19 protein-coding genes are annotated in these 22,901 nt (G+C 36.8%); 14 read left to right on the plus strand and 5 right to left on the minus strand.

Annotated elements, in window-relative coordinates:
- Positions 1-5: 5 nt before the first annotated feature.
- From A3EE_RS0107140 to A3EE_RS0107190, 11 genes are all read left to right on the plus strand, one after another.
- The gene (locus A3EE_RS0107140) at positions 6-3,536 is read left to right on the plus strand and encodes a nitrate reductase (protein WP_018342757.1); all 3,531 of its coding nucleotides are present in this window, start codon (positions 6-8) and stop codon (positions 3,534-3,536) included.
- Positions 3,529-4,995 (plus strand): rubredoxin, encoded by a 1,467-nt coding sequence (locus A3EE_RS0107145; protein WP_018342758.1) that lies wholly within the window; start codon positions 3,529-3,531, stop codon positions 4,993-4,995. Before A3EE_RS0107140 ends, A3EE_RS0107145 begins: the two co-directional genes overlap by 8 nt.
- Positions 4,988-5,938, plus strand: coding sequence for a GTP 3',8-cyclase MoaA (locus A3EE_RS0107150; protein ID WP_026209647.1), 951 nt, complete (start codon positions 4,988-4,990; stop codon positions 5,936-5,938). Before A3EE_RS0107145 ends, A3EE_RS0107150 begins: the two co-directional genes overlap by 8 nt.
- A 5-nt stretch (positions 5,939-5,943) precedes the next feature.
- The gene (locus A3EE_RS0107155; RefSeq protein WP_018342760.1) at positions 5,944-6,180 is read left to right on the plus strand and encodes a MoaD/ThiS family protein; all 237 of its coding nucleotides are present in this window, start codon (positions 5,944-5,946) and stop codon (positions 6,178-6,180) included.
- On the plus strand, positions 6,140-6,604 hold the full coding sequence (locus A3EE_RS0107160; protein WP_033417677.1) for a molybdenum cofactor biosynthesis protein MoaE: 465 nt from the start codon (positions 6,140-6,142) through the stop codon (positions 6,602-6,604). Before A3EE_RS0107155 ends, A3EE_RS0107160 begins: the two co-directional genes overlap by 41 nt.
- Before the next feature lie 64 nt (positions 6,605-6,668).
- The gene (locus A3EE_RS0107165) at positions 6,669-7,409 is read left to right on the plus strand and encodes a sulfite exporter TauE/SafE family protein (RefSeq protein WP_018342762.1); all 741 of its coding nucleotides are present in this window, start codon (positions 6,669-6,671) and stop codon (positions 7,407-7,409) included.
- 26 nt (positions 7,410-7,435) lie between these two features.
- Positions 7,436-7,801: a hypothetical protein gene (locus tag A3EE_RS0107170; protein WP_018342763.1), complete on the plus strand. Its 366-nt coding sequence runs from the start codon at positions 7,436-7,438 to the stop codon at positions 7,799-7,801.
- Between the two features lie 113 nt (positions 7,802-7,914).
- Positions 7,915-8,538 carry a molybdenum cofactor guanylyltransferase gene (locus A3EE_RS21250; RefSeq protein ID WP_018342764.1) on the plus strand — a complete coding sequence of 208 codons (624 nt, stop codon included), beginning with the start codon at positions 7,915-7,917 and terminating at the stop codon, positions 8,536-8,538.
- An 11-nt stretch (positions 8,539-8,549) separates the two neighbouring features.
- Positions 8,550-9,239: a TIGR02117 family protein gene (locus A3EE_RS0107180; protein WP_018342765.1), complete on the plus strand. Its 690-nt coding sequence runs from the start codon at positions 8,550-8,552 to the stop codon at positions 9,237-9,239.
- A gap of 69 nt (positions 9,240-9,308) precedes the next feature.
- The gene (locus A3EE_RS0107185) at positions 9,309-10,937 is read left to right on the plus strand and encodes a hypothetical protein (protein ID WP_033417686.1); all 1,629 of its coding nucleotides are present in this window, start codon (positions 9,309-9,311) and stop codon (positions 10,935-10,937) included.
- A gap of 98 nt (positions 10,938-11,035) precedes the next feature.
- Positions 11,036-11,767 (plus strand): tetratricopeptide repeat protein, encoded by a 732-nt coding sequence (locus tag A3EE_RS0107190; RefSeq protein ID WP_018342767.1) that lies wholly within the window; start codon positions 11,036-11,038, stop codon positions 11,765-11,767.
- A 252-nt stretch (positions 11,768-12,019) separates the two neighbouring features.
- Here A3EE_RS0107190 and A3EE_RS0107195 read toward each other — a convergent pair whose 3' ends face one another.
- The 3 genes from A3EE_RS0107195 to A3EE_RS0107205 all read right to left on the minus strand — a co-directional run bounded on the left by A3EE_RS0107195 (position 12,020) and on the right by A3EE_RS0107205 (position 15,174).
- On the minus strand, positions 12,020-13,213 hold the full coding sequence (locus A3EE_RS0107195) for a molybdopterin molybdotransferase MoeA (RefSeq protein WP_033417687.1): 1,194 nt from the start codon (positions 13,211-13,213) through the stop codon (positions 12,020-12,022).
- A gap of 2 nt (positions 13,214-13,215) precedes the next feature.
- Positions 13,216-14,163, minus strand: a complete 948-nt coding sequence (moaCB, locus tag A3EE_RS0107200; protein WP_018342769.1) for a bifunctional molybdenum cofactor biosynthesis protein MoaC/MoaB — start codon at positions 14,161-14,163, stop codon at positions 13,216-13,218.
- A 117-nt stretch (positions 14,164-14,280) separates the two neighbouring features.
- Entirely contained in the window at positions 14,281-15,174 is an 894-nt protein-coding gene (locus A3EE_RS0107205; RefSeq protein ID WP_018342770.1) for a LysR family transcriptional regulator, read from the minus strand.
- A gap of 89 nt (positions 15,175-15,263) precedes the next feature.
- Between A3EE_RS0107205 and A3EE_RS0107210 the strand changes: the two genes are divergently transcribed.
- The 3 genes from A3EE_RS0107210 to A3EE_RS0107220 are packed head-to-tail and all read left to right on the plus strand — an operon-like array spanning position 15,264 to position 19,784.
- Positions 15,264-15,569, plus strand: a complete 306-nt coding sequence (locus A3EE_RS0107210; protein ID WP_018342771.1) for a hypothetical protein — start codon at positions 15,264-15,266, stop codon at positions 15,567-15,569.
- Positions 15,570-15,594: 25 nt separating this feature from the next.
- The gene (locus A3EE_RS0107215) at positions 15,595-17,238 is read left to right on the plus strand and encodes a proton-conducting transporter transmembrane domain-containing protein (RefSeq protein WP_018342772.1); all 1,644 of its coding nucleotides are present in this window, start codon (positions 15,595-15,597) and stop codon (positions 17,236-17,238) included.
- 35 nt (positions 17,239-17,273) lie between these two features.
- Complete coding sequence (locus A3EE_RS0107220) at positions 17,274-19,784, plus strand: YbcC family protein (protein ID WP_018342773.1); 2,511 nt, start codon at positions 17,274-17,276, stop codon at positions 19,782-19,784.
- A 196-nt stretch (positions 19,785-19,980) separates the two neighbouring features.
- Here the strand turns inward: A3EE_RS0107220 and nirD are convergent, their stop codons facing one another.
- Both nirD and nirB read right to left on the minus strand, forming a co-directional pair.
- Positions 19,981-20,340 (minus strand): nitrite reductase small subunit NirD, encoded by a 360-nt coding sequence (gene nirD, locus A3EE_RS0107225; RefSeq protein ID WP_018342774.1) that lies wholly within the window; start codon positions 20,338-20,340, stop codon positions 19,981-19,983.
- A gap of 24 nt (positions 20,341-20,364) precedes the next feature.
- Positions 20,365-22,878 carry a nitrite reductase large subunit NirB gene (gene nirB / locus A3EE_RS0107230; RefSeq protein WP_018342775.1) on the minus strand — a complete coding sequence of 838 codons (2,514 nt, stop codon included), beginning with the start codon at positions 22,876-22,878 and terminating at the stop codon, positions 20,365-20,367.
- Between the last annotated feature and the right edge of the window lie 23 nt (positions 22,879-22,901).

Consider the following 22,901-nt stretch of genomic DNA (forward strand, 5'->3'; position numbering starts at 1 on the left):
CAATCATGGCTGCTTCAAATAAAACATATACATCTACGTGTTCTTATTGCGGCGTAGGCTGCGGCGTTAAGATACACAAATCTGTATCCGGCTCTCTTCAGATCGAAGGGGATGAATCACATCCTGCCAATAAAGGCATGTTGTGTTCAAAAGGAATGAATCTGCATTATGCTGCGATGGATCAATCCGATCGGTTGCTGTATCCGGAGATGCGAGGCAATCGCAGTATGCCTTTGCAGCGTGTTACATGGGACACAGCATTAGATAGAGCAGCAGCGGTGTTTAAATCATTGATCTCAACATATGGACCCGACTCAGTTGGGTATTATGTTTCCGGTCAATGCTTAACAGAAGAATATTATATCGCTAATAAAATCACGAAAGGTTTTATTGGGACAAATAATATAGATACTAATTCCAGATTGTGCATGAGTTCGGCGGTGGCGGGATACAAGCTAGCCTTAGGCGAAGATTCTGTTCCGCTGAGCTATGACGATATTGAATTGGCAGATTGTTTTTTTATTGCCGGTGCAAATCCTGCCTGGTGTCATCCGATCTTATTCAGAAGATTAGAAAATCACAAAGCGGCAAATCCGGATATTAAAATAATTGTTGTAGATCCGCGCAAGACTCAATCCTGTTCGCTTGCAGACATTCATTTACAGATACAACCAGGAACAGATATTGTATTATATCATGCAATCGCACGTAGGTTAATTGAAACCGGAAAAATTGATTTAGAATTTATTGTAAATCATACGAGTGGATTTGAAGCGTTTAAAGATAAAGTATCTGTTCTGAGCATTCAGGAAGCTGCAGATATTTGTGTTGTAGAAAGTGATTTAATCATCAAAGCTGCCGATATGATCGGAGCTTCCAAAGCCTTCATATCTATGTGGGCAATGGGATTGAATCAAAGCGTGATTGGAGTAAATAAAAATGTTTCCTTATTAAATTTATCTTTAATTACAGGGCAGATTGGTAAGCCGGGAGCAGGGCCGCTTTCATTGACCGGGCAACCGAATGCAATGGGCGGAAGAGAAGTTGGAGGCTTATCAAATATGTTGCCTGCACACAAAAATCTTGCAAACCCTGAACACAGACAAGAGGTAGCAGATTTTTGGGGTGTTCCCAAGATCAGTGAGAAAGCAGGATTAACTGCTACAGAAATGTTTGATCAATTGCTTTCAGGAAAGATGAAAGCAGTGTGGATCATTTGTACCAACCCTTTGGTTAGTTTGCCGGATGCGCGCAATGCAGAAGCTGCGCTGCGTAACGCACGTTTTGTAGTTGTTCAGGATATTTCGGATAAGCATGAAGCTATTCCATATGCTGATTTAGTTTTACCTGCAGCAGGATACATGGAGAAAGAAGGCGTGATGACCAATTCGGATCGTCGAATGAGCTATCTTTCTAAAGTAATGGAACCGCCCGGGGAAGCATTACCGGATGTTGAAATTCTTTGTCGTTTTGCTGCCAAAATGGGTTGGAAAGATTCGTTTAATTATTCTTCCAATGCAGAAATTTTTGAAGAATATACACGCATCACAAAGAATACCAATATTGATATCAGCGGCCTAACGTATGCAGATCTGATCGAACGCAGAAGCGTGCAGTGGCCGGTGCCTACACCCGGACATCCGGGGACACCGCGGTTATTCACCGATCATAAATTTTATACGCCTACAGGATTGGCAAATATTATTTCAGTTGATTCAATGAATCATTCTGAACAATTAGATGCGGATCATCCCTTGATACTTACTACTGGACGCATTCGGGATCAGTGGCATACGATGACACGTACCGGAAAAGTACGTAAACTGAATAAGCATATTTCTAAACCTTTCCTTGAGATGCATCCTGTAGATGCTAAAAAGCGTGGCATTAAACAGGATGATATTGTTACGATTGAAAGCAGAAGAGGAGATGTTCGTGTAACTGTAATTCTTACAGAAGACATTAAGCCCGGTGTCGTATTTCTTCCGATGCATTGGGGAAGATTGTTAAGTACTGATTTGACACGCGCCAACAATCTTACCAATAATTTAGTTGATCCGATTTCTAAAGAACCGGATTTTAAATACACGGCTGTAGAAGTTACGAAGTATGTTAAAAAGAAAGAGCATATTGTTATTGTTGGTGCAGGTGCAGCTGCTTGTCAGTTTATTAAACGTCATCGTGAATTAGGATCTGAAGATACACTTACGGTATTCAGTGCAGAGAATTATCATTTTTATAACAGAGTATTGCTGCCTGAGTATGTTAGTAAACACAAGCATTGGGAAAATTTAGAAAAGCTACGTAAAGCAGAATGGCTGGAATTGGGTGTGAAACTTATTCCGAAAAAAATAACAAAATTAATTACGGAGTCAAATTCTATTGTTGATGAATCAGGCGAAGTGCATCATTATGATCGCTTGGTTGTAGCAACGGGTAGTCGTGCTGCTACGATGAAAAATCTTCCTACGTTGAATGGTGTTTTTACCATGCGGCGAAGAGAAGATGCAGATGGTTTAATGCATCATATTTCCCCGGGCGATTCGGTTGTTGTTGTTGGAGGTGGTTTGTTGGGTCTGGAAATGGCCGATGCTCTGGTGGAAATTGGCATGAAGGTTTCAGTTCTTCAACGGTCGTCCCGTTTGATGGACAGGCAACTGGATAAAACAGCTGCAAGTCTGTTAGCGAAAGAGCTTCGCGATCGTGGTATGGATTTATACTTTGATGATGAAGTGTTGTATATAAACGGTGAATATTCCGTTGAAAGCATTCGTTTGAAAAGTAGCCGTAAGATTGATTGCAAAGCAATTCTGTTTGCAATCGGTACACAACCCAATGTCGAATTCCTGAAACAAGCCGGATTGACTGTGAATAGAGGTGTAGTGGTAGATGAACATTTACAGACTTCAAATGAGCATGTGTACGCAATGGGCGAAATTGCTGAACGCAATGGAGCGCTCTTTGGTATTACTGCTGCGGCAGAAGAGCAAGCAAATGTATTGGCTGAATATTTGAATGGCAGCACCACTTCAAATTATCTGAGCACACTTAGTATGAACATTCTGAAAGTTCATGGAGTAGAATTATGTTCGATCGGTATGGTAGAAACACCGACAAATGATCCTGCATACGAAGAAATTATTTTCCTGGATAAAACACGAAAATATTATAAGAAATGTATTGTGTATCAGGATCGCCTGGTGGGTGCGCTTCTCATGGGTGATAAATCTGAATTCAATGAATTCAGAGATTGGATAAAATCAGGAGTAGAGCTTGGTGAGAAACGCGAAAGCTTATTGATGTCCGGAAGTATTTCCAAAGAAGCGATGTTGGGAAAACTGGTATGTTCTTGCAACACCGTAGGCAGTGGAAATATTGAAAACGCAATAAAAGGTGGCTGCAAAGATGTAACATCTATTTGTAATACAACCGGTGCAGGTACAGGATGCGGAAGCTGTAAACCTGAAGTGAAAGCAATTTTAGATCGTTTGAATGCTGAATTAGAAACTTCTAAACCCCGAGAGTCTTATGCCTAAACAAGTATCGATTCAGGTTTATTGCAACGGAGGTTTTGTATCTCCGGGAGAATTGAGAAAGATTGCTATGCTGGCACAGCAGTTTGGTGCGAATTGTCTGCAATTAGGGATACGTCAGGAAATTCGTTTTTCAATTGACAAAGATCAGGTTGAGCAATTCAAAGTACGTATGAAATTGCTGTCCTTGCAATATTCTATCAGCGTTCATGAATCCTATAATATTATTTGTTCTGCTTTAGTAAAAGATATACTCAAAACGAAAGTTTGGTTAACAGAAGGAGATTATCGGGATATTTTAGATAGCTTTGATTTTCAGCCACGCATTGCGATCAATATTGTTGATCCCGATCAGCATGCCATTCCTTTATTTACAGGAGTATTGAATTTTGTGGCATCTTCCACAGAAAATTACTGGAATGTGTATTTTTCTTTGCCTCAACAAAAGGAGCAAGGCTGGATGCCGATCCTGATCCAATCCGATAAGATTGCTAACTTTAGTATGTTTATTCAAACATGTATTCAGGCTCAGGATAAGATTTCGTTATCTGAATTGATGGAAGAATTATATCAATTGGATACATGGAATTTTAAAAAGGTGGATAGTTATCCGGCTATTCCGGATTATCATTTTTTTCCTGTAGAAGGTTTTCATACCAATGGAAATGCGCAGTGGTTGGGTATATTTAATAAATCGAACGAGTTTTCAATTGCATTGATCGATGCTATTTGTGTCGAAGCATTGGAGTCGAATATCGGTACAATTTACATCACTCCCTGGGATAGTTTTTTATTGAAAAATATAGCACCTACACGAATTCTGTTTTGGGAAAATTTACTTGGCTTGTATAATGTGAATACAGGGCATGCTGCTCATGAGCTGAATTGGAACATGAATGAATGGAATGAAAACAGCAATGAGGTGCGAACCTATGTGAATGATTATTTCCGAGTAAAAGATGAACGCACGGAAGGTTTGATCATAGGTGTGAACAATGAGGCCAACGATAATTTTTATTCCATTAAAATTGTTGAGGAGCCATTGTTTAGTTTATTCGGAAGAAATTATTTTTCAGTATACCATATTCGATATAAAGAAAATTTCAATCCCAATAATCCGGTAGATAAATCCTTTATGGATTATGTTAAAAAGAAAAATTTACCAGAATTTATCTGTTATTTGACACGGGAATTTTACAGAAAGAAAAATGCTCAGTCTGAAAAAGTTGAAGTGAAGCAAAAGGCTACGCCTTCAGTTATAAAGCGTAAAGAGAGCTTTGAGTTTGTGTATCAGTGTACTAGTTGTTTAACATTGTATGATCCGGAATTTGGAGATCCGGATGAAGGTATTGTTGCAGGTACATCGTATGATGAATTACCTGAAAATTATTGCTGCTCTATCTGTTCAAATCCAAAAAAAGGCTTTAAATTGTTTTTAGGTTTCGATAAAGAACATGCATAGCACACTTATAAAGGATTCATTCGGACGGGAATTTAAAACACTTCGCGTGAGTTTAACTTCTTTGTGTAATATGGCGTGTGTGTATTGTGTAACACCTGGTGTTGTTCAAACAGAAAACAAACAAACCGTACTTACTACTGCAGAATATCTTTCTATAATTAAAAAAATTCATGAGCAGGTTGGTTTGAAAACAATACGATTAACAGGAGGAGAACCATTGTTATTTAATGAGATCTCTACACTGATTAAAGGTATTGTTGAACTTGGAATTACAGACATCAAACTTACTACAAATGGCTTGAGATTATCTGCAATGCTGGATGATTTGGTTGATGCGGGTTTAAGATCTGTAAATATTTCCTTGGATGCACTCGATCCTACAGTATTTCGGTCTATTACAAAAGTTCATAATATTCGTTTGGTATTGGATGCAATTGAAAATGCCATTGCAAAAGGATTGGAAGTAAAGATCAATACAGTTGTATTAAGAGGAGTGAACGACCATCAGATCATTCCGTTGTTCGAATACGCTTCAAGTAGAAATATTTCCATTCGTTTTTTGGAACTCATGAAGATGGGCTACTTGCATTACAACGAAACAGATCATTTTTATGGAATGGATGAGATCGTAGAAAAGATATCTTCTGTTACAACTATTGCTAAAATGGAACGGGCCGGGTCTAACACAGCTACATACTGGCAAACAAGCAAGGGGATGGTGTTTGGTATTATTGCCAATGAATCAGAGCCTTTCTGTTCAGATTGCAACAGACTTCGTTTGGATAGCTTAGGTAAAATATATGGCTGCATCAGTGCTGCAGAAGGTATTGATGTTAAAACAAGTGCCGATGCTTTTTTAACAGAAGCTTTAGAGACTGCCTTAGCACAAAAACAAGATCACTTTACAGGAAGTGAAATAAGCATGAAATATATTGGAGGATAAATGCGATGAACATTCATGTATTTGCTGCACTTAAGGATTTTATGCCATCTGAATGGAAGTTGACTGAAACATCTGTCAAGACGATCAAAGATCTTAAAGAATATTTAAAAGTAACATACCCTGCTGCAGAAAATCTATTGGAAGCATGTCGCTTCTCAACAGATGTACAAATGCTGTCGCTGGATCAGGAAATAAAAAACTATGAAAACATATTCGTTATCCCACCCTCAAGCGGTGGTTAATGACATACATATTTCTTCGGTTGATATTTCTCCGGCAGATCTGTTGAAAGAATATCACCATCCCGAAGCTGGCGCAATTTTGTTGTTCAGTGGTGAAGTACGTACGGACAGTGATAAAGAAGTCTTGTATCTGGATTACGAAGTACACACATCTTTAGCAGAAAAAATGATCCATGATATTCTGCTTGAGGCATCTTCTAAATGGAATTTAAAAATGGCCCTCTGTATACACCGCTCTGGAAGAGTTGGTATAAGCGAAGCCGCAGTAGTAGTTATTACAGCTTCACGTCATCGGAAAGAAGCATATGAAGCAAACCAATACATCATTAATAAAGTGAAACACGAAGCTCCAATCTGGAAACGTGAATATTTTGCAGATGGTACAAGCGAGTGGGGACATAATTGTTCTTGTTCAACTTCTTAATAGACTAACAAACGAAATCCTCCAAGGTTTTAAAAACCTTGGAGGATTGGATAAACTATAATTCATGCTCGACTTTATTCTTATTGGTACGTTCGCCTTATTTTTATTTGTTGCCTTTATTTATTCCTCAGTCGGACATGCCGGTGCTTCAGGCTATTTAGCAGTGATGGCGTTACTCTCATTTCCTTTAATAGAAATTAAATCAACTTCATTACTATTGAATATTATAGTTGCCGCAATTGCATCCTATAAATTCATATCTGCCGGTTATTTTGATAAAAAGGTTTTCTTTTCTTTTGCTGCTACGTCCATACCCGCGGCATTTTTGGGTGGTGCAATTACATTAGATCCACATTGGTTTAAAGTCCTGGCCGGTCTCTTTTTATTATTGTCTGCTGTTGGTTTAATTATTAAAAGTAAACGCATTGATCAGGATAAAGTCTCCGAAGTAAATATCTATACTGCCTTATGCATAGGTGCAGTGATTGGTTTGTTCTGTGGATTGATCGGAGTGGGTGGTGGTATTTTTCTTTCACCATTGATCATACTCATGGGCTGGACTTCATTGAAAAAAACATCGGGTATTGCGGCTTTGTTTATTTTATGTAATTCTATTACCAGCCTTATTGGTCATATATATACCAACGCATTTCATGTACACAACATACAATATTGGATTGCCGCAGTTGTTATAGGCGGATTTGCCGGATCTCATTTGGGATCCACCTTGTATAACAACAAAATATTGATGGGAATTCTGTTTGTTGTATTGTGTTCCGCAGGATTGAAATTTTTACTTGTATAAAAAAAACTTTTATTAACATCCATATTATGAAATTATTATTGAAATCTACATCTATCATAGAAGGTTTGACGGGATTGGCTCTTATTTTTATTCCCAATGTGTTAACGAATCTATTGCTAGGGCACTCTATTACTGAAGTAAGTGGCTTGATCCTTTCTATGGTTGGAGGCTCAGCATTACTGTCGATTGCAATTGTGTGTTGGTTGATCTCAGAAAGTGCGAATGCGCAGGCTCTTGTTAAAGGGCTGATGTTTTATAACATCGCTGTTGTTGGAATCGTGCTCTATAGTTCGATACATTTTTCTGTTAATAATATAATATTTTTTACTATTGCCGGTTTTCATTTTGTCTACGGAACGTGGTGTCTTATTATTATTCGAAAAACCACATAAATTTCTCAGCATTTTTTTGATTTAGCTGGCATATCTGAAAATTGCTTTACCTCACAAATTGACTGTTTTTCAATAGAAATATCTATCTTGTAATTGAAAAAACAAGATAGATTATGTATTGTGGCGTACCTGAAGAAGACCCCGATAAATTGATGGCTTTAGTGCTTTCTGGTGGTAAAAGTTCCCGCATGGGCCAGGATAAAGGCACGCTGGATCTGAATGGCGAACGCTGGGCACAGCATGCAGGCAATTTATGCACTTCATTAAACTTGTCGGTCGTATATTCCATTCAACCATCACAAATGGAGACTTATGCTACTTTTCTTGCTGCAAATTCAATTCTTATTGATGCCGTAGATGTCAAAGGTCCGCTTGCAGGTTTGTTGTCATTTTATCTGAAATATCCCTCAACCGATGTATTGCTTCTGCCGTGCGATATGATTCAACTGGATAAAAAGATCCTGAATGAATTGGTAGATGCGTATGATCAAATAAGTATCGGGCATGATATACTTGTGTACCAACATACAGATGGTACTATTGAACCCATGCCAGGTATTTATACTTCTGAAGCATTAAAGAAAATATACTGGCTATTTTCAGCAGGTGAATTAACAAAGTTCAGTATGAAGCACTGTATTGAAATCAGTAACAGTTTTTTTATTCCGATTGAAAAAGGAAATGAAGAATATTTTAAGAATGCAAATACACCTGAAGATATCAATCATTCAAACTAAAAATACATTCAATGAATTTTAATTTCCTGAAGTTGCTAAAAAGATTTTTTAAATACTTTCTGTACGTTTTGATTGGTCTGGTTGCGTATGCTGCAATCGTAGTTTCGATCGCTTACATTCCTGTAAATACTGACTTCAAATCCTGTAGTGAAGATTGTGTTGAGGTGTATATCCGTTCTAATGGTGTACACACAGATATTGTATTGCCAATAAAAAATGAATTGAAAGATTGGTCACTCCAACTGGATTCCAAAAAAACGAAAGCAGGTAAAACGAATTTTAAGTATGTATCTATTGGCTGGGGAGATAAAGGGTTTTATCTGGATACTCCAACCTGGGGTGATCTTACATTTAAAACTGCATTTAATGCGTTGTTTTATTTAAGCAGTTCTGCCATGCATGTTACTTTTTTTGATCAATTAAAAGAAGGAGAACGCTGTAAGAAAATTTTAATTTCAAAAACGGATTATATGAAAATCGTTTCTTTTGTCGAATCAAGTTTTCAGGTAAACGAATCGAATGCGTATATGCAGATTCCGAATGTTTCGTATGGCAACAACGATGTGTTTTATGAAGCAAAAGGACGGTATAATTTATTTTATACCTGCAATACCTGGACAAATAATTGTTTGAAGTCCGGAGGTTTGAAAGCATGTTTATGGACGGTTTTGGATAAAGGTTTTTTCTATCACTATCAGTAAATCCTTGCGAGTGGATTGTGTAGTCATATCAGCATTAAATCAAGATTGGTACGTTTGTAAATGAATCACATGAAGATTACTCTAAAGATTTTATTCATTTCAATAGTAACGTTGCTCATAGGATGCTTTGTTATGACCATGTTTTGGGGTTATGAAAAAACAATGCTTCTACTATTGGGCGATAGTCCGAATGTAGAGAAGATTTTAAACATGGTTTCTCCAAAGAAATTTTTAATTCTTCAACTGATGTGTGTGGCAGTTGCAGCTGGTTTTACATTCTTACTCTTTATTCTGGATCGGATAATTCTATTCTTTAAGAGCGTTTATACGTTTATTAAAAGAAATGTATATATACTACTGAATGAACTCAGATATACAGAGATTAAATGGTTACTGATATTTCCTCTTGGGAGCTCTGTTTTCTTTGCGATTGTTATGCCTGTTTCATACGATGAAGCTTATACTTATTTGCAATTCACTTCAAAATCGATATTCGTTTCACTTAGCTTTTATCCGTTGCCCAATAATCACGTATTGCATTCAATCATTACAAACATAACACGCTACATTCCTTTTTTACCCATATTGTTTTGCCTGAGGGTTTCGAGTATTGTTGTTTCTTTTTTTACTTGGCTATTGTGTTTTTCGTTTCTCAAAAAATACTATTCGAAACATATTTCCTTGCTTATTACAGGTATTTCATCCATGTTGTTTATGTCGATGTATTATAGTTACATGTCTCGCGGATATGGACTGGTGATGTTGTTTTTTGTTTTATCTTTTTATACTTCATATAAAATTATTTTTGAAAACGATAGCAGAAAAAACTGGTTGTTGTTTTCTGTGAGTAACATACTTGGCTTCTTTACAATGCCTTCTTACTTATATGTGTTCATTATACTGAATGTATTTATTCTATGGAACAATCGGCTACAATTGAAAAAACAGTTTTTGTATAATGTGTTTACCGTATTCGTTGTTGTGATTTTATATATGCCCATTATTATTGTAAATGGGGCAGGAGCATTGATCAGTAATCGATTTGTCGCTCCTATCAGCAGAACAGAATTAATGAATCAGTTGGTTGATTTCTTTAGAAATGCAGTTGTCGAAATTACGGGTGTAAACTATATCTTTATATGTTTCCTATTACTTATTTCGCTGGCTCTGTTAATTAAGTTTAAGATGAAATTTGAACTTAAAACCTTTGTTGTTTTTATTGTAAGTCCATTCCTGTTGCTTATAGGTCATTCTGTGATTCCGTTTCCAAGAACATTTAATTATTATGCTGTCGTACTGATATTTCTGGTTTGTATTCCTTATTGGAAGTTGATACAGGAAATATCTGTTAAGTATGTGATTGCTGTTGTGCTATTGATTCAGCTTTCTTTATTCTTGAACTTTTATTTCAATATTAAAAAATATGAGACGTTCAATATTCCTTATCATACTATAAATACTAAGATTGTTGGTAATGGGAGTTATTTTTTCTCATCCGACTTTTTCGAAATAAATTTTCTGTTTGAAAATAAAATCCGTGGGTATATGTCTTCTCAATCATATAATTTCCCTGGTGGCAAGGTAGATACGGATACGCTGCGTGGATTTGATTATTATGTCATTGATAAAAAATTCGATCTTACAAAAAATAGAAAACCTGTTTACAATACAGAAGAGATCAATGTTTATAGTAAATAACTGTTTCTGGTTTTTTTTGTGTTATATTGATTTGACAAAAAAAGATATACGCCTTACTATTTTCCTTAAAAAGAAATCACAATCATTATAAAAAAACAATGAAATATATTATCAGTAGTTTCTTTTTATTACTGTTTGCGTCTTCAATCGTGAACACGCAGAATGATGCGATTGCAACTGGTGATAGATATTTCACCCTTATGCGTTACCGCGATGCCATTGCCTGGTATAATCTGGATTCTTCAAAAGCTGAAGCGCAATGGAAAATTTCGAAGGCAAATATATGTTATGGAGATGTAGCAGTGAGTACTGAAAAAGAAGTGTATTTCAGAGCTGCGGAAAAAGCTGCGAACAGGTGTATAGCATTAGATCCTTCGAATAGTAATGGATATACATGGAGAGCTGCTGCCCTTGGTAATATTGCGATCTATGAAGGAAGTACTGCCCGTGTGAAGTTGTGTAACAGTATAAAGGCCGATGCATTAAAAGCTGTTCAATTAAATCCGAAAGACGATATTGCATATTCCATTTTGGGTTCTTTGTATAGAGAAATAGGGAATATCAGTTGGGTTGAAAAGAAACTGGCAATAACTTTTATAGGAAAAATACCTGATGGAGGATATGTTGAATCTGAACAAAATTTTAATAAAGCGATTGCTATCGACCCTACATTAATGCGCCATTGGTATGAATTGGGTTTGTTGTATACCTATTGGGGCAAAGAAGAACAGGCTATTTCGGCTTTTCAGCGTGCTAAAATGTGTCCGGTTGTAATCGCAAGCGATAAAAATAAATTGGTTGAGATAGAAAAAAGAATTAGTGGTCAGTAAACAGTGGTCAGTTGTCAGTATGAAAAACGAGTGGTCTGACCAATTCTATATTATAGCTCATCTATTTCTATTCTCCTGTGCATCATTCTAGGGAGTGGTCTGACCACTGTTTACTGTTTAGTGTTTACTAACTCACTGGCGCTAGTCTTAGCGCAGCGGGACTAGTACCAGTGAGGCAGTCTTTAACTGTATTTTACTTTTACTAAATTTTTATTACTGGCCACTGTTCACTGACCACTGACAACTAATTCACTAGTCCACCTTTATCCATGGATAATAGTTCACCGACATTCCAGCTTCCATTTTTTTTATACTTGCATTGTGTCGCAGCATACCTGTGCTGAATAAGGTTGCTGAAATATCTCCCGAGCCATTGTGCTTCTTTACTTCAACACCTGTTGCTGTTTCGTTTGCAACAATAAATTCATCGAAGTCGATCTTTTGCAAACGTTCGTGCGTAAATACTTTGTTTGTGAATGTATTATCCGAATTTGAAAAACAAGCACGTATAAATGGTTCAACTAAAACTTTAATTCCGATCTGAACAGAATACGGATTTCCAGGTAATCCAAAAGCCACGCAGCCATTGGGATGTGTGCCGAACCAAATGGGTTTGCCAGGTCTGATTCGTACTTTATGAAAGTGACAGGTAAAGCCGCACGCAACAAGTGCTTCGGGTACATAGTCTGCGTCTCCCGCCGATACACCACCTGTTAAGATTAAGATATTCGATTCTTTACCGGCTTCGATCTGTTCTTTTAAAGCATCAATCGTATCCAGAGCAGAACGTACATCAATATTTAACGGATAATCTTTTAACAGTGCACGTATGGTAAATGAATTTGAATCACGTATCTGCCAGCTTGCTATGGTATCAGTTGTAGGCTCAATAATTTCATTACCTGTGCGGATAATGGTTGTTGTTAAAAAATCATACGAAGGAACAAATCCATATCCCAAGGATGCAAGCGTACCAACATGCTGCGGTGTTACACGCATTCCTTTTTTTAACACAACAGTACTCTTTAAAACATCTTCACCTTCCTTTGCAATGTTTTGCATCGGAGTAAAAGTTATACCTTTTTTGAAATAGATGCTGTTGTTCTCTGCTGAAATATCTTCGACACGTACAAGAACATTTAACTGTTTAGGTACCGGTGCACCTGTCATGATACGCAAACACTCAAACTCCTGAATTTCTGTTTGCCACATTTCTCCGGCAAATACTGTTCCTGCTAATTTGTATGATTCCTTAACAGGAGAGGTGCCATCCCAATAAAAAGCAATCCCATCTACTGCAGCTCTGTTAAAGGGCGGATAATTTCTATCCGCAACAATATCTTCTGAATAAAAATTTCCAATGCTTTCAAGCAGCGTAATGTTATTAGGAGAGGCTTTAAGTTTTTTACTTAAAACAATTTTCTGTGCATCTTCAAATGATATCATAATCAATGTCCTCCGCCTTTCATCATTTTCCGTGCATGAAATACTGCCGGTAAAATTGCTTCCAAGCATTCGCGCACGCCGTTGCTGCTGCCCGGTAAAGTAACAATCAATGTTTCATGGATCGCACCTGCCACCGCCCGCGACATCATCGCAAGTGGTGTACGCATTTGCCCGTATACACGCATTGCTTCTGTGATTCCATCGGCATCACGTTCTATAATTGCTTTTACTGCTTCAACGGTTTTATCTCTTGGACCTAAACCGGTACCGCCCGTAGTAAATATGTAGGCATAATCTTCGGCTACCCATGCACGTATTTTTTCCTGAATATGCATCGGTTCGTCTGGCACAATATCATACGAGACATTTGTAATGCCATGCTCGTTTAACATTTCTAGGATCTTTTTCCCGGAACTGTCTTCGCGTTTTCCTTCAAAAGTGGAATCGGAGCAAACCAATACAGCACATCTCGGTGGTGTGTTAAAATATTTCTGTCCGCTTTTACCACCTGTTTTTTCAAGCAATCGAATAGGACCTATACTTAGATTTTTATCAATATTTTTTAATAGATCATAGACCGTTAACGCTGCAATTGAAATACCTGTTAGTGCTTCAATTTCAATTCCCGTCCTGCCGATTGATTTTATTTGTGAACGTATAACAACACCGTGTAAGCCTTCTAATGAAATGCCAAGTTCATCTGTATGTTTTACAGGATCCAGTATTTCAAAATCAACAGACATGCCATCGATACCAACCGGGTGACAATGCGGAATAAGTTGTGATGTATTTTTGGCTGCTAAAAATGCTGCAGCACGAGCCACATCAAACATGTTTCCTTTTGGTAAGGTGTCGTTTTTTATATGATCAATCGTGGATGCAGAACAGGTAACCATACCAATTCCGGTTGCTGTACGCAGAGTAATCTGTTTGCCGCTGATATCACGCATAAGGGTAATAAGTTTTATGTAATAGTTACTAAGTACGGAGTATTCAACTTTAATAGCAAGCCTTCGTATTAAATTAAGGTGAAACGTAATATTATATAATGTATTTATTTAATTACTTCAAAACTTTAGATACCAATCAAAATTTGATTTTAATATGTTTTTCTTTTCTACTTGAATGAATTTTAAGAATGCTTGGCTGACAGGTGAAAGTTTTTTTCCTTTTAACCAAATTAGATGCCATTCCGTTTTTATGGGCAAATTTTTTGTTTTTAAAATATACATTTGCTTATTAAGCAATTCATTTTTAATTCCGATTAGAGGCATAATAGAATATCCCAAGCCAGCAATTACAGCTTGTTTGACAGCTTCGTTTGATGTGAGTTCCATCTGTTTTCGTTTTTTTCCTTCATGTAAGTTAAAATACTTCTCCATTGCCATCCTCGTAGCAGAACCTTCTTCTCTATAAATTAAAGGTTTACTTTCATCTCGGATATTTTTATTTCCAATCAGATATAATTTATTTTCAATTAAAAATTCTTTTTCGATAGGAAGATTGTCGGGTAGTACAGATACCAATGCAAAATCAGTTTCATTGTTTTTTAAACTTTCAATTACTTTACTTTTATTGGTTACATCTAGTATCAGATCTATCCCCGAATTTTTTTCCAGAAACTCAGATAAAAAGAAAGGGATAACATATTTGCCGGTTGATGCGGAGGAAATCCTAAGTTTTCCTGTCATTATTCCTTCATACAAATTTGTTTTATAGTTAATCACTTCCAATTCCTCAATTACATTTTCAGCAATTTTTGCGATCTCTTTTCCAAAATCAGTAATATATAATTGTCGTCCTATAACCTCAGTTAAAGGTACTGCAAATTGATCTTGAAAATTTTTCAATTGAATGGAAACGGCCGGCTGTGTCATGAAGAGCTCTTCTGAAGCCTTTGTTATACTTTTTGTTTGAACAACCTTAATAAATATCTGGAGTTGATGTATTGTATAATTCATAAATATATTTTATGTATTCCATAATAAATATAAATAAAAATTTATGAATCAAAAAACTCAGATTTGTAAAAATAATATGTAAAGGAATTATGGAAAAATCACATCAAAAAACAACTCCGCAAATTGTTAAAGACAATTTTGTTCTTATTAAAGGGGAATTTGCTCCTGATGAGGCACTGGAAGTAACCACTCATCTTATAACTGAAAAAATTCAATTTCATAAACTTCGAATTTTTAGTAGAGAAATTCGATTTGGATATGTTGATAAATCATCTTTAGCAAGAATAGAGGAATTAAGGTTGTGTAAAGAGTCTATAAACGATCTTATTCAAGTTGCTAAGAATGCTGAAAAAAAAATAAAAATAGATTCCTCAATTACTATTCAAATTATTTAATAAAACATCTATAAATAAAATAGTTATGACTGAACAATATCTTGCTCTGATTTCTTTGATTGCTCCATTAACTTTTGTTGTCACAGCAATTGTCTCTTGGTTTCAACCAGGCATGCGTCCAGAATTTATGAAGGGAATAAGTACGTTAACAACCGGGGTTAGTATAATCGTTGCTGCTGTATGTGCTTATTTGGTTTTTATAAACGGGCTTTTAGAAACATCCTTATTAGGAATGAATCAACTTGGGTTTAGTATCCGACTAGATACATTAAGTGTATTGATGTTGTCGATGATTTCTTTAATTAGTTTCATTGTAGTTAAGTTTAGTTTAAATTATTTAGACGGTGATAAGCGACAAGGCATATTTATTGGTCGATTAGCAGCAACCATCGCATCTGTACAATTATTAGTTCTTTCAGGCAATTTGGCATTGTTATTTGCCTCTTGGGTTTTAACAAGTGTTTCGTTACACCGCTTACTGGTATTTTACTCCGAACGTCCTGGTGCTATTGTTGTTGCTCGTAAAAAGTTTATCGTTGCTCGCTTAGGAGATGGTTGTTTGCTTGGTGCAATTATCGTATTATATTCAATATTCAAGACTGGTAATTTAGAAGTTATATTTCAATCCATAAAACTATCAATGGATTTAGGTATTGGAATTGTAAACATAGAATATGCAGCTATACTTTTAGTTTTTGCAGCGTTATTAAAGTCTGCTCAATTCCCTACGCATGGTTGGTTGATAGAAGTAATGGAAACACCAACCCCTGTTTCTGCACTCTTACATGCCGGATTGTTAAATGCAGGTCCATTTTTGATTGTTCGAATGGCATATATAATGGAAGTAAGTATGTACTCTTCTTATATATTAATCATTGTTGGTGGATTTACAGCACTGTTTGCTTCAGTCGTATTTCTTACTCAAACATCTCTTAAAACGGCACTGGGTTACTCAAGTGTTGCACACATGGGATTTAGCTTACTTGTTTGTGGTCTTGGGTTGTATCCTGCTGCCATGTTGCATCTTGTAGCTCATTCTTTTTATAAAGCTCATGCCTTCCTTTCTTCAGGGAGTTTGATTGAGGTTATACGCACTTCACCAATTTTACAACCTAAACGAACAGGAAATCCTTTTAATATTGTGTTGGGAATTGTCTTAGCAATCTGTGTCTATATAATTTTCGCGTTACTTTGGGGGATTGATTTTGAAAATCAATTATCACTCTTAGCTATTGGAGCGATAATCGTAATGGGACTTTCAACGTTATTTGCTTCTGCGCTTGATTCAAATGGAAGCTATAAGTTGATACTAAAAACTTCTTTATTAGCGATCGTTGTTGTGGCATTATTTTTCACTCTCGAGTCGGGTATGCACTATTTGTTACATTCAGGTTTACCTCAACTACGCATATTAAGTACAGGTGAAATGATTTTAGTATGTCTTATTACGATCATATTTTCTGCTGCCGTATTTCTGCAAATTTATTCCCCTTTAACATCTTCGTCCTTATTCAGTAAATCGATCATACTTCATTTAAGAAACGGGCTTTACGCAAATACATTATTTGATAGACTGGTCGGGTCATTAAAGATTCATTTACAACCTCAGCATATTGAAATTTCAGACAATAATAAAATTGCTAATAAAGGACAATCAGTAGAAGTATAAAAATATTTATTGAAACATTTAATCTTAAAAATAATATGACAGATCAACATATTTCGAAACAAATTTTATTTGAAGGTTTAACTGCTAAGCAACTTGACTTATTAGGGATAGTTCGAAAAGCATGTAAAAAAATTGCTCCCGTTTGGCCACTTGAGAATTTTGTTGCCGTCAACCCTTACTTAGGGTTGACCAATCTATCGTTTGAAAATGCAGCAAGAGAATTGGCAGCTGCCGGAGGAATACAAATGACTTTACCTACGTCGTTTTACTTACAAAAAATTAAAACAGATGAAATTATCCATGAAGATTTAGAAAAGGTTTTAATCAAAAACGAATATTATTTAGGTGCACATGAATTTATAAAAGCGATCGAAAATTATTCCAGCAATTCCGAAGAACTTCAATCCATTTCTTCTCTTTCCGATATTGCTACAGAAGTGACTCAAAAAGATTGGAATCGATTTATGATTGCACGAATTTCTCTATGGGCTGCATCCTATTTTGATAAAGGTCAGGCTGTTTGGGCGGTAGCAAATCAAACAGAAAGTTTATTTATGTCATGGAAAAATGAAGCGACAATAGATCTTACACCACAGTTAAGTGGCCTGAAAGATTTCAGAAAAAAAGTTTCGAAAATTCCGGATCATCCTATTGATGCTATACAGTACTCGTTAGATATATTAGGTGTGCCAGAAAAAGGATTGTCCATATATTTACATCGTTTACTCGTTAAAGTTGGCGGTTGGTCTGCTTATGCTGGTCAGCTAGATTGGGAAAACAATTTGTATAATGGGAAAGATGGGAAGTTGATTGAGTTTTTAGCAGTTCTTGTATGTTGGGAAGCATGTTTGCTTGAAACCCTGAACAACGATCTTCTAAAAGAAAAATGGAATGCGTCGATACAAATACTAACAATAGATGAAGTTTCTCAAAAAATGAATCATCAACTTTTTTACAAGTTGATTTTACAAGGAGCTTTTGATGTATCTGCACAACGGAAAATTGTAAATAAATTCCAATTCAACAAAAAAAATAATATAAAAAAAATAGTTAAACCCAAAGCACAAGCAATATTCTGTATCGATGTTCGCTCAGAAGTTTACCGTAGAAATCTTGAATTAGTGGATACTAAAATCAAAACATATGGCTTTGCTGGTTTCTTTGGTTTATCAATCAAATATGTGCCGCTTGGACACATAGGTGGTGAAGCACAATGTCCAGTACTTCTTAAGACAGGGCCAACGATATTGGAAGAACTAATTGATATAAAACAAAATCAAATAGCAATTCAAAATCGAGTACTGAATCAACAAGTGAATCAGATATGGAAATCTTTCAAAGCAGGAGCAGTTACGTGTTTTAGCTTTGTAAGTCCAATGGGCTTGACCTATTTACCTAAACTCTTTACGGATTCATTTGGATTAACAAGACCTATACCTCATCCAGATAAAATTGGTTTAAAGAAGTCTTTTAATGAAAATAAAACAGTCCGATTGGCTTTCAATACATACAATAATGAAAATGTAGGTATTGAAATAGCAAGTCAAATTGAAATGGCTAAAAATGCTTTGGTCGGAATGTCATTGACAGATAATTTTGCTGGGTTTGTGTTACTTGTTGGTCATGGTTCAACCACAGTGAATAATCCCCATGCAACAGGCTTAGATTGTGGTGCATGTGGCGGACATACGGGTGAAGCAAATGCAAAAGTCGCTGCAGCCATTTTGAACAATACACTTGTGAGAGCAGGTTTGCAGACACATAATATTTACATTCCTGAAAATACCATATTTCTAGCCTGTCTTCATGATACTACAACAGATGAAGTGAGAATCTTAAATCTACAAGATGTACCTGCCAATCGGAAAAATGAACTGATTGATCTTGAACAATCTTTGATTTACGCTGGTAAGGAATCTCGATCCGAGCGTTTTTTGCGTATGTATTCGAACTCAAAAGGGGATGTAGATAAACGTGTAATCGAACGAAGTAAAGATTGGTCACAAATACGTCCGGAATGGGGGCTTGCCGGTTGCTCAACTTTTGTAATAGCACCTCGCGAAAAATCTTTGGGTATTGATTTAGAAGGTAAATCTTTTTTACATACATATGATTGGAAAAAAGATTCTAACTTTTCTGTTCTGGAAGCTATTATGACAGCACCAATGGTTGTTACAAGTTGGATTAACTTACAGTACTACGCATCTACGGTAGACAATAAAAATTTTGGTTCGGGTAATAAAACACTTCATAATATCACAGCAGGGTTAGGAGTGCTTGAGGGATATTCGGGTGATTTACGAGTGGGGCTTCCATGGCAATCTGTTCATGATGGCGAAAACTTTCAACACGAACCACTTAAATTAAATGTAATAATTGCAGCTCCAATGTCTGCTATAAATAATGTAATACAGAAGCATAATAGTGTAAGAGATCTCTGTGATAATGGTTGGTTGCAACTTTTAATAATGGATGAAGTAGGAGAGATTTCACATCGATATGAGGGTAATCTAATTTGGGAAGAATTAAATAAAAATGTAGCATAAATATTGATTTGCCTTAATCGTTGACTATCTAACTTATTTGTGTTTATTAGTTGGATTGCTGATTATTGAGGCAAATCATATGTATTAGTTTATTCTCATCCTCCAATTCTACTATCGACAACCTCATCTATAAAAAAAGACGGTGACGCCCTTTTCGTCACCGTCCCAACTAAACCAATTAATCAGAAGATTTTAATTATTCATTTAGGCCAATAAAAATTAAACCGTCTTCTACTTTGATTGGATAGGTCTTTATAGTGTAGTCATCGCCAGACATGCAATGACCGTCCTTTAGGGAAAATGATTTTTTATGAAATGGACAGGCAACTTTAGGTTCGTCGCTCATATCACCGATCATACCACGCGATAAGATCATTTGTTGTTTATGCGGACATAGATTGTCTGTTGCAAACCATTCATTGCGACGTGTAAAATTGAAGATCGCAATTTGTTTTCCCTGGATCATGGCACATGCGCCACCGTTTTCCGGTACATCTGAAATCGTACCGGCTTTATACCAGGTTGTATCTGTAGTTGTGATTGTTGCGTTTGTCATATTAGTAAGTGGTTTAAGGGTGAATTACGCTTTCCAGTTTGCCGGTTTTTTCTGTGTTCGCATTTCTGTGAAAGCCATTGTTTCATCGGATTCATCCGAATTGATAAATGTGCTGAAGCGTTTTCTCAACTCAGGGTTCTCAACAACTTCTTTCCATTCGCAATGATACGTGTCTACAAGTAACTGCAACTCTTTTTCGAATTGGCTGTTCAAGCCAAGACTGTCGTTGATAATTACTTCACGTAAATATTCAATACCACCTTCTAATTTATTTAACCATGTAGCCGTACGCATTAAAGGCTCTGCTGTACGGATATAAAAGATCATGATACGATCGATGTATTTAATACAGGTTTCATCGTCTAAGTCTGAAGCGAATAAGATTGCGTGCTGTGGTTTTGCACCACCATTCCCGCAAACATATAAGTTCCATCCTTTGTCAGTTGCAATGATACCAAAGTCTTTCCCTTGTGCTTCTGCGCACTCACGCACACAGCCCGATACGGCCATCTTTACTTTATGCGGAGAGCGTATTCCCTTGTAGCGCTCTTCTATGCGTATTGCGTACGAAACTGCATCTTGTACTCCAAATCTACACCACGTTGAACCCACACAACTTTTTACAGTACGCAATGATTTTCCGTACGCATGTCCGCTTTCAAAACCAGCATCAATAAGCTCTTCCCAGATATCCGGTAACTGATGTACCGGTGCACCAAACAAATCGATGCGCTGTCCGCCGGTAATCTTACAATACAAATCGTATTTTTTTGCAACTTGTCCTAGTACAATCAATTTCTCAGCAGTAATTTCTCCACCTGCTACACGAGGCACAACAGAGTAGGTGCCACCTTTCTGTAAGTTCGCAAGGAAACGATCATTCGAATCCTGAATGGTAGCTTGTTTTAATATTACTTCATTCCAAACACTTGCAAGGATAGAACCTACAGCCGGTTTACATATTTCACAGCCATCACCTTTTCCTAATTCATCCAGAATGACATCGTAATTTTTATATTCATGAATTTTGATCAGATCCAATAATTCCTGACGGGAATAGTCAAAGTGTTCACACAACACTTTTTTAATAACCTTTCCTTGAGACTTTAATGTTTCAGAAATTAAATCATTGACCATTGGTACGCAGCCGCCACAACCTGTTCCGGCTTTGGTACATTTTTTCATGCCTGCCAGATCGGTTACATTCTGATCTGTAACTGCTCCGCAGATCGCACCTTTGGTAACCCCTTCGCATGAGCAGATCAATGCTTCATCCGGAAGATTCATTACACCCGCATTACCACCTTCAGATTTGCCATCACCACGTGAACCCAGAATTAAATCTTCCGGATCCGGTGGTAAAGCCATCTTGTTGTTAACCATCTGCAGCAACATGTTATAGCTTTCAGCATCGCCCACTAATATCCCACCTATAACACGTTTTTTATCTGCCGATAAGTTCAGGCGTTTGTAAATGCCTTTATCTTTATTCTCATATGTAATTGCTACCGAACCTTCTTCTGCACCGAAGGCATCACCGAAGCTTGCTACATCAACACCAATTAATTTTAACTTGGTAGACATATCAAACGAACGGAATTCTTTGCTATGTTCCTTGATTAAATTTTCTGCAACAACTTCCGCCATTTCATAACCAGGTGCAACCAGGCCATAGATCATTCCCCAGTGCAAGGCACATTCACCGATTGCATAAATATCTTCATCAGAAGTTTGAAGTATATCGTTCACTTCAATACCACCTCTCGGACCTACTGTTAAACCTGCTTTTTTAGCAACTTCATCTCGTGGTTTGATACCTGCTGAGATAACAACCATATCAAGTTCTAAACGTGTATCGTCTGCAAACTGCATCGCAGTTACAGTTGCATCTCCGTCAAAGTAAGAAGTGTTTTTATTTAAATGGATTGTTAATCCCAAGGATTCTAATTTTTCCTGTAGAATCTTAGAGCCAGCTTCGTCCAATTGGCGTGGCATCAAGCGTGATGCAAATTCAATTACATGTGGCTTTATACCTAGATCCAACAATGCTTTAGCTGCTTCTAAACCTAATAACCCGCCACCAATTACAGCACCGACTTTCGATTTCTGAGCCTGATTGATCATCATCTCCAGATCTTCAATGGTGCGGTATACAAAAATACCGTCTTTATCAACGCCTTTAATAGGAGGTACAAAGGCTGCAGAGCCAGTTGCAAGTATTAATTTATCGTAAGAATAGACGTCACCGGAAAACGTTGTAACAGATTTTTTTTCTCTGTCAATCGATACAACCGGATTGCCTAAGACCAGGTTGATGTTGTTTTCTGCATACCATTCTTTCGGTGCCATGGTTAAATGATCTGCCGAACGGGTACTGAAATATTCACTTAAGTGAACCCGATCGTATGCAGGTCTTGGTTCTTCCCCAAGTACGGTAATTTTGAAAGCGCCGGAAGGATCTTTTTTCTTCAGCTTTTCGCAAAACTTGTAACCAACCATTCCGTTGCCAACGACCAGGATTTGAGTTTCGTTTTTCATAAGTAAAAGGGACTAATGTTAAC

Origin of the sequence: Cytophaga aurantiaca DSM 3654, assembly GCF_000379725.1 — a bacterium.
GTDB lineage: Bacteria > Bacteroidota > Bacteroidia > Cytophagales > Cytophagaceae > Cytophaga > Cytophaga aurantiaca.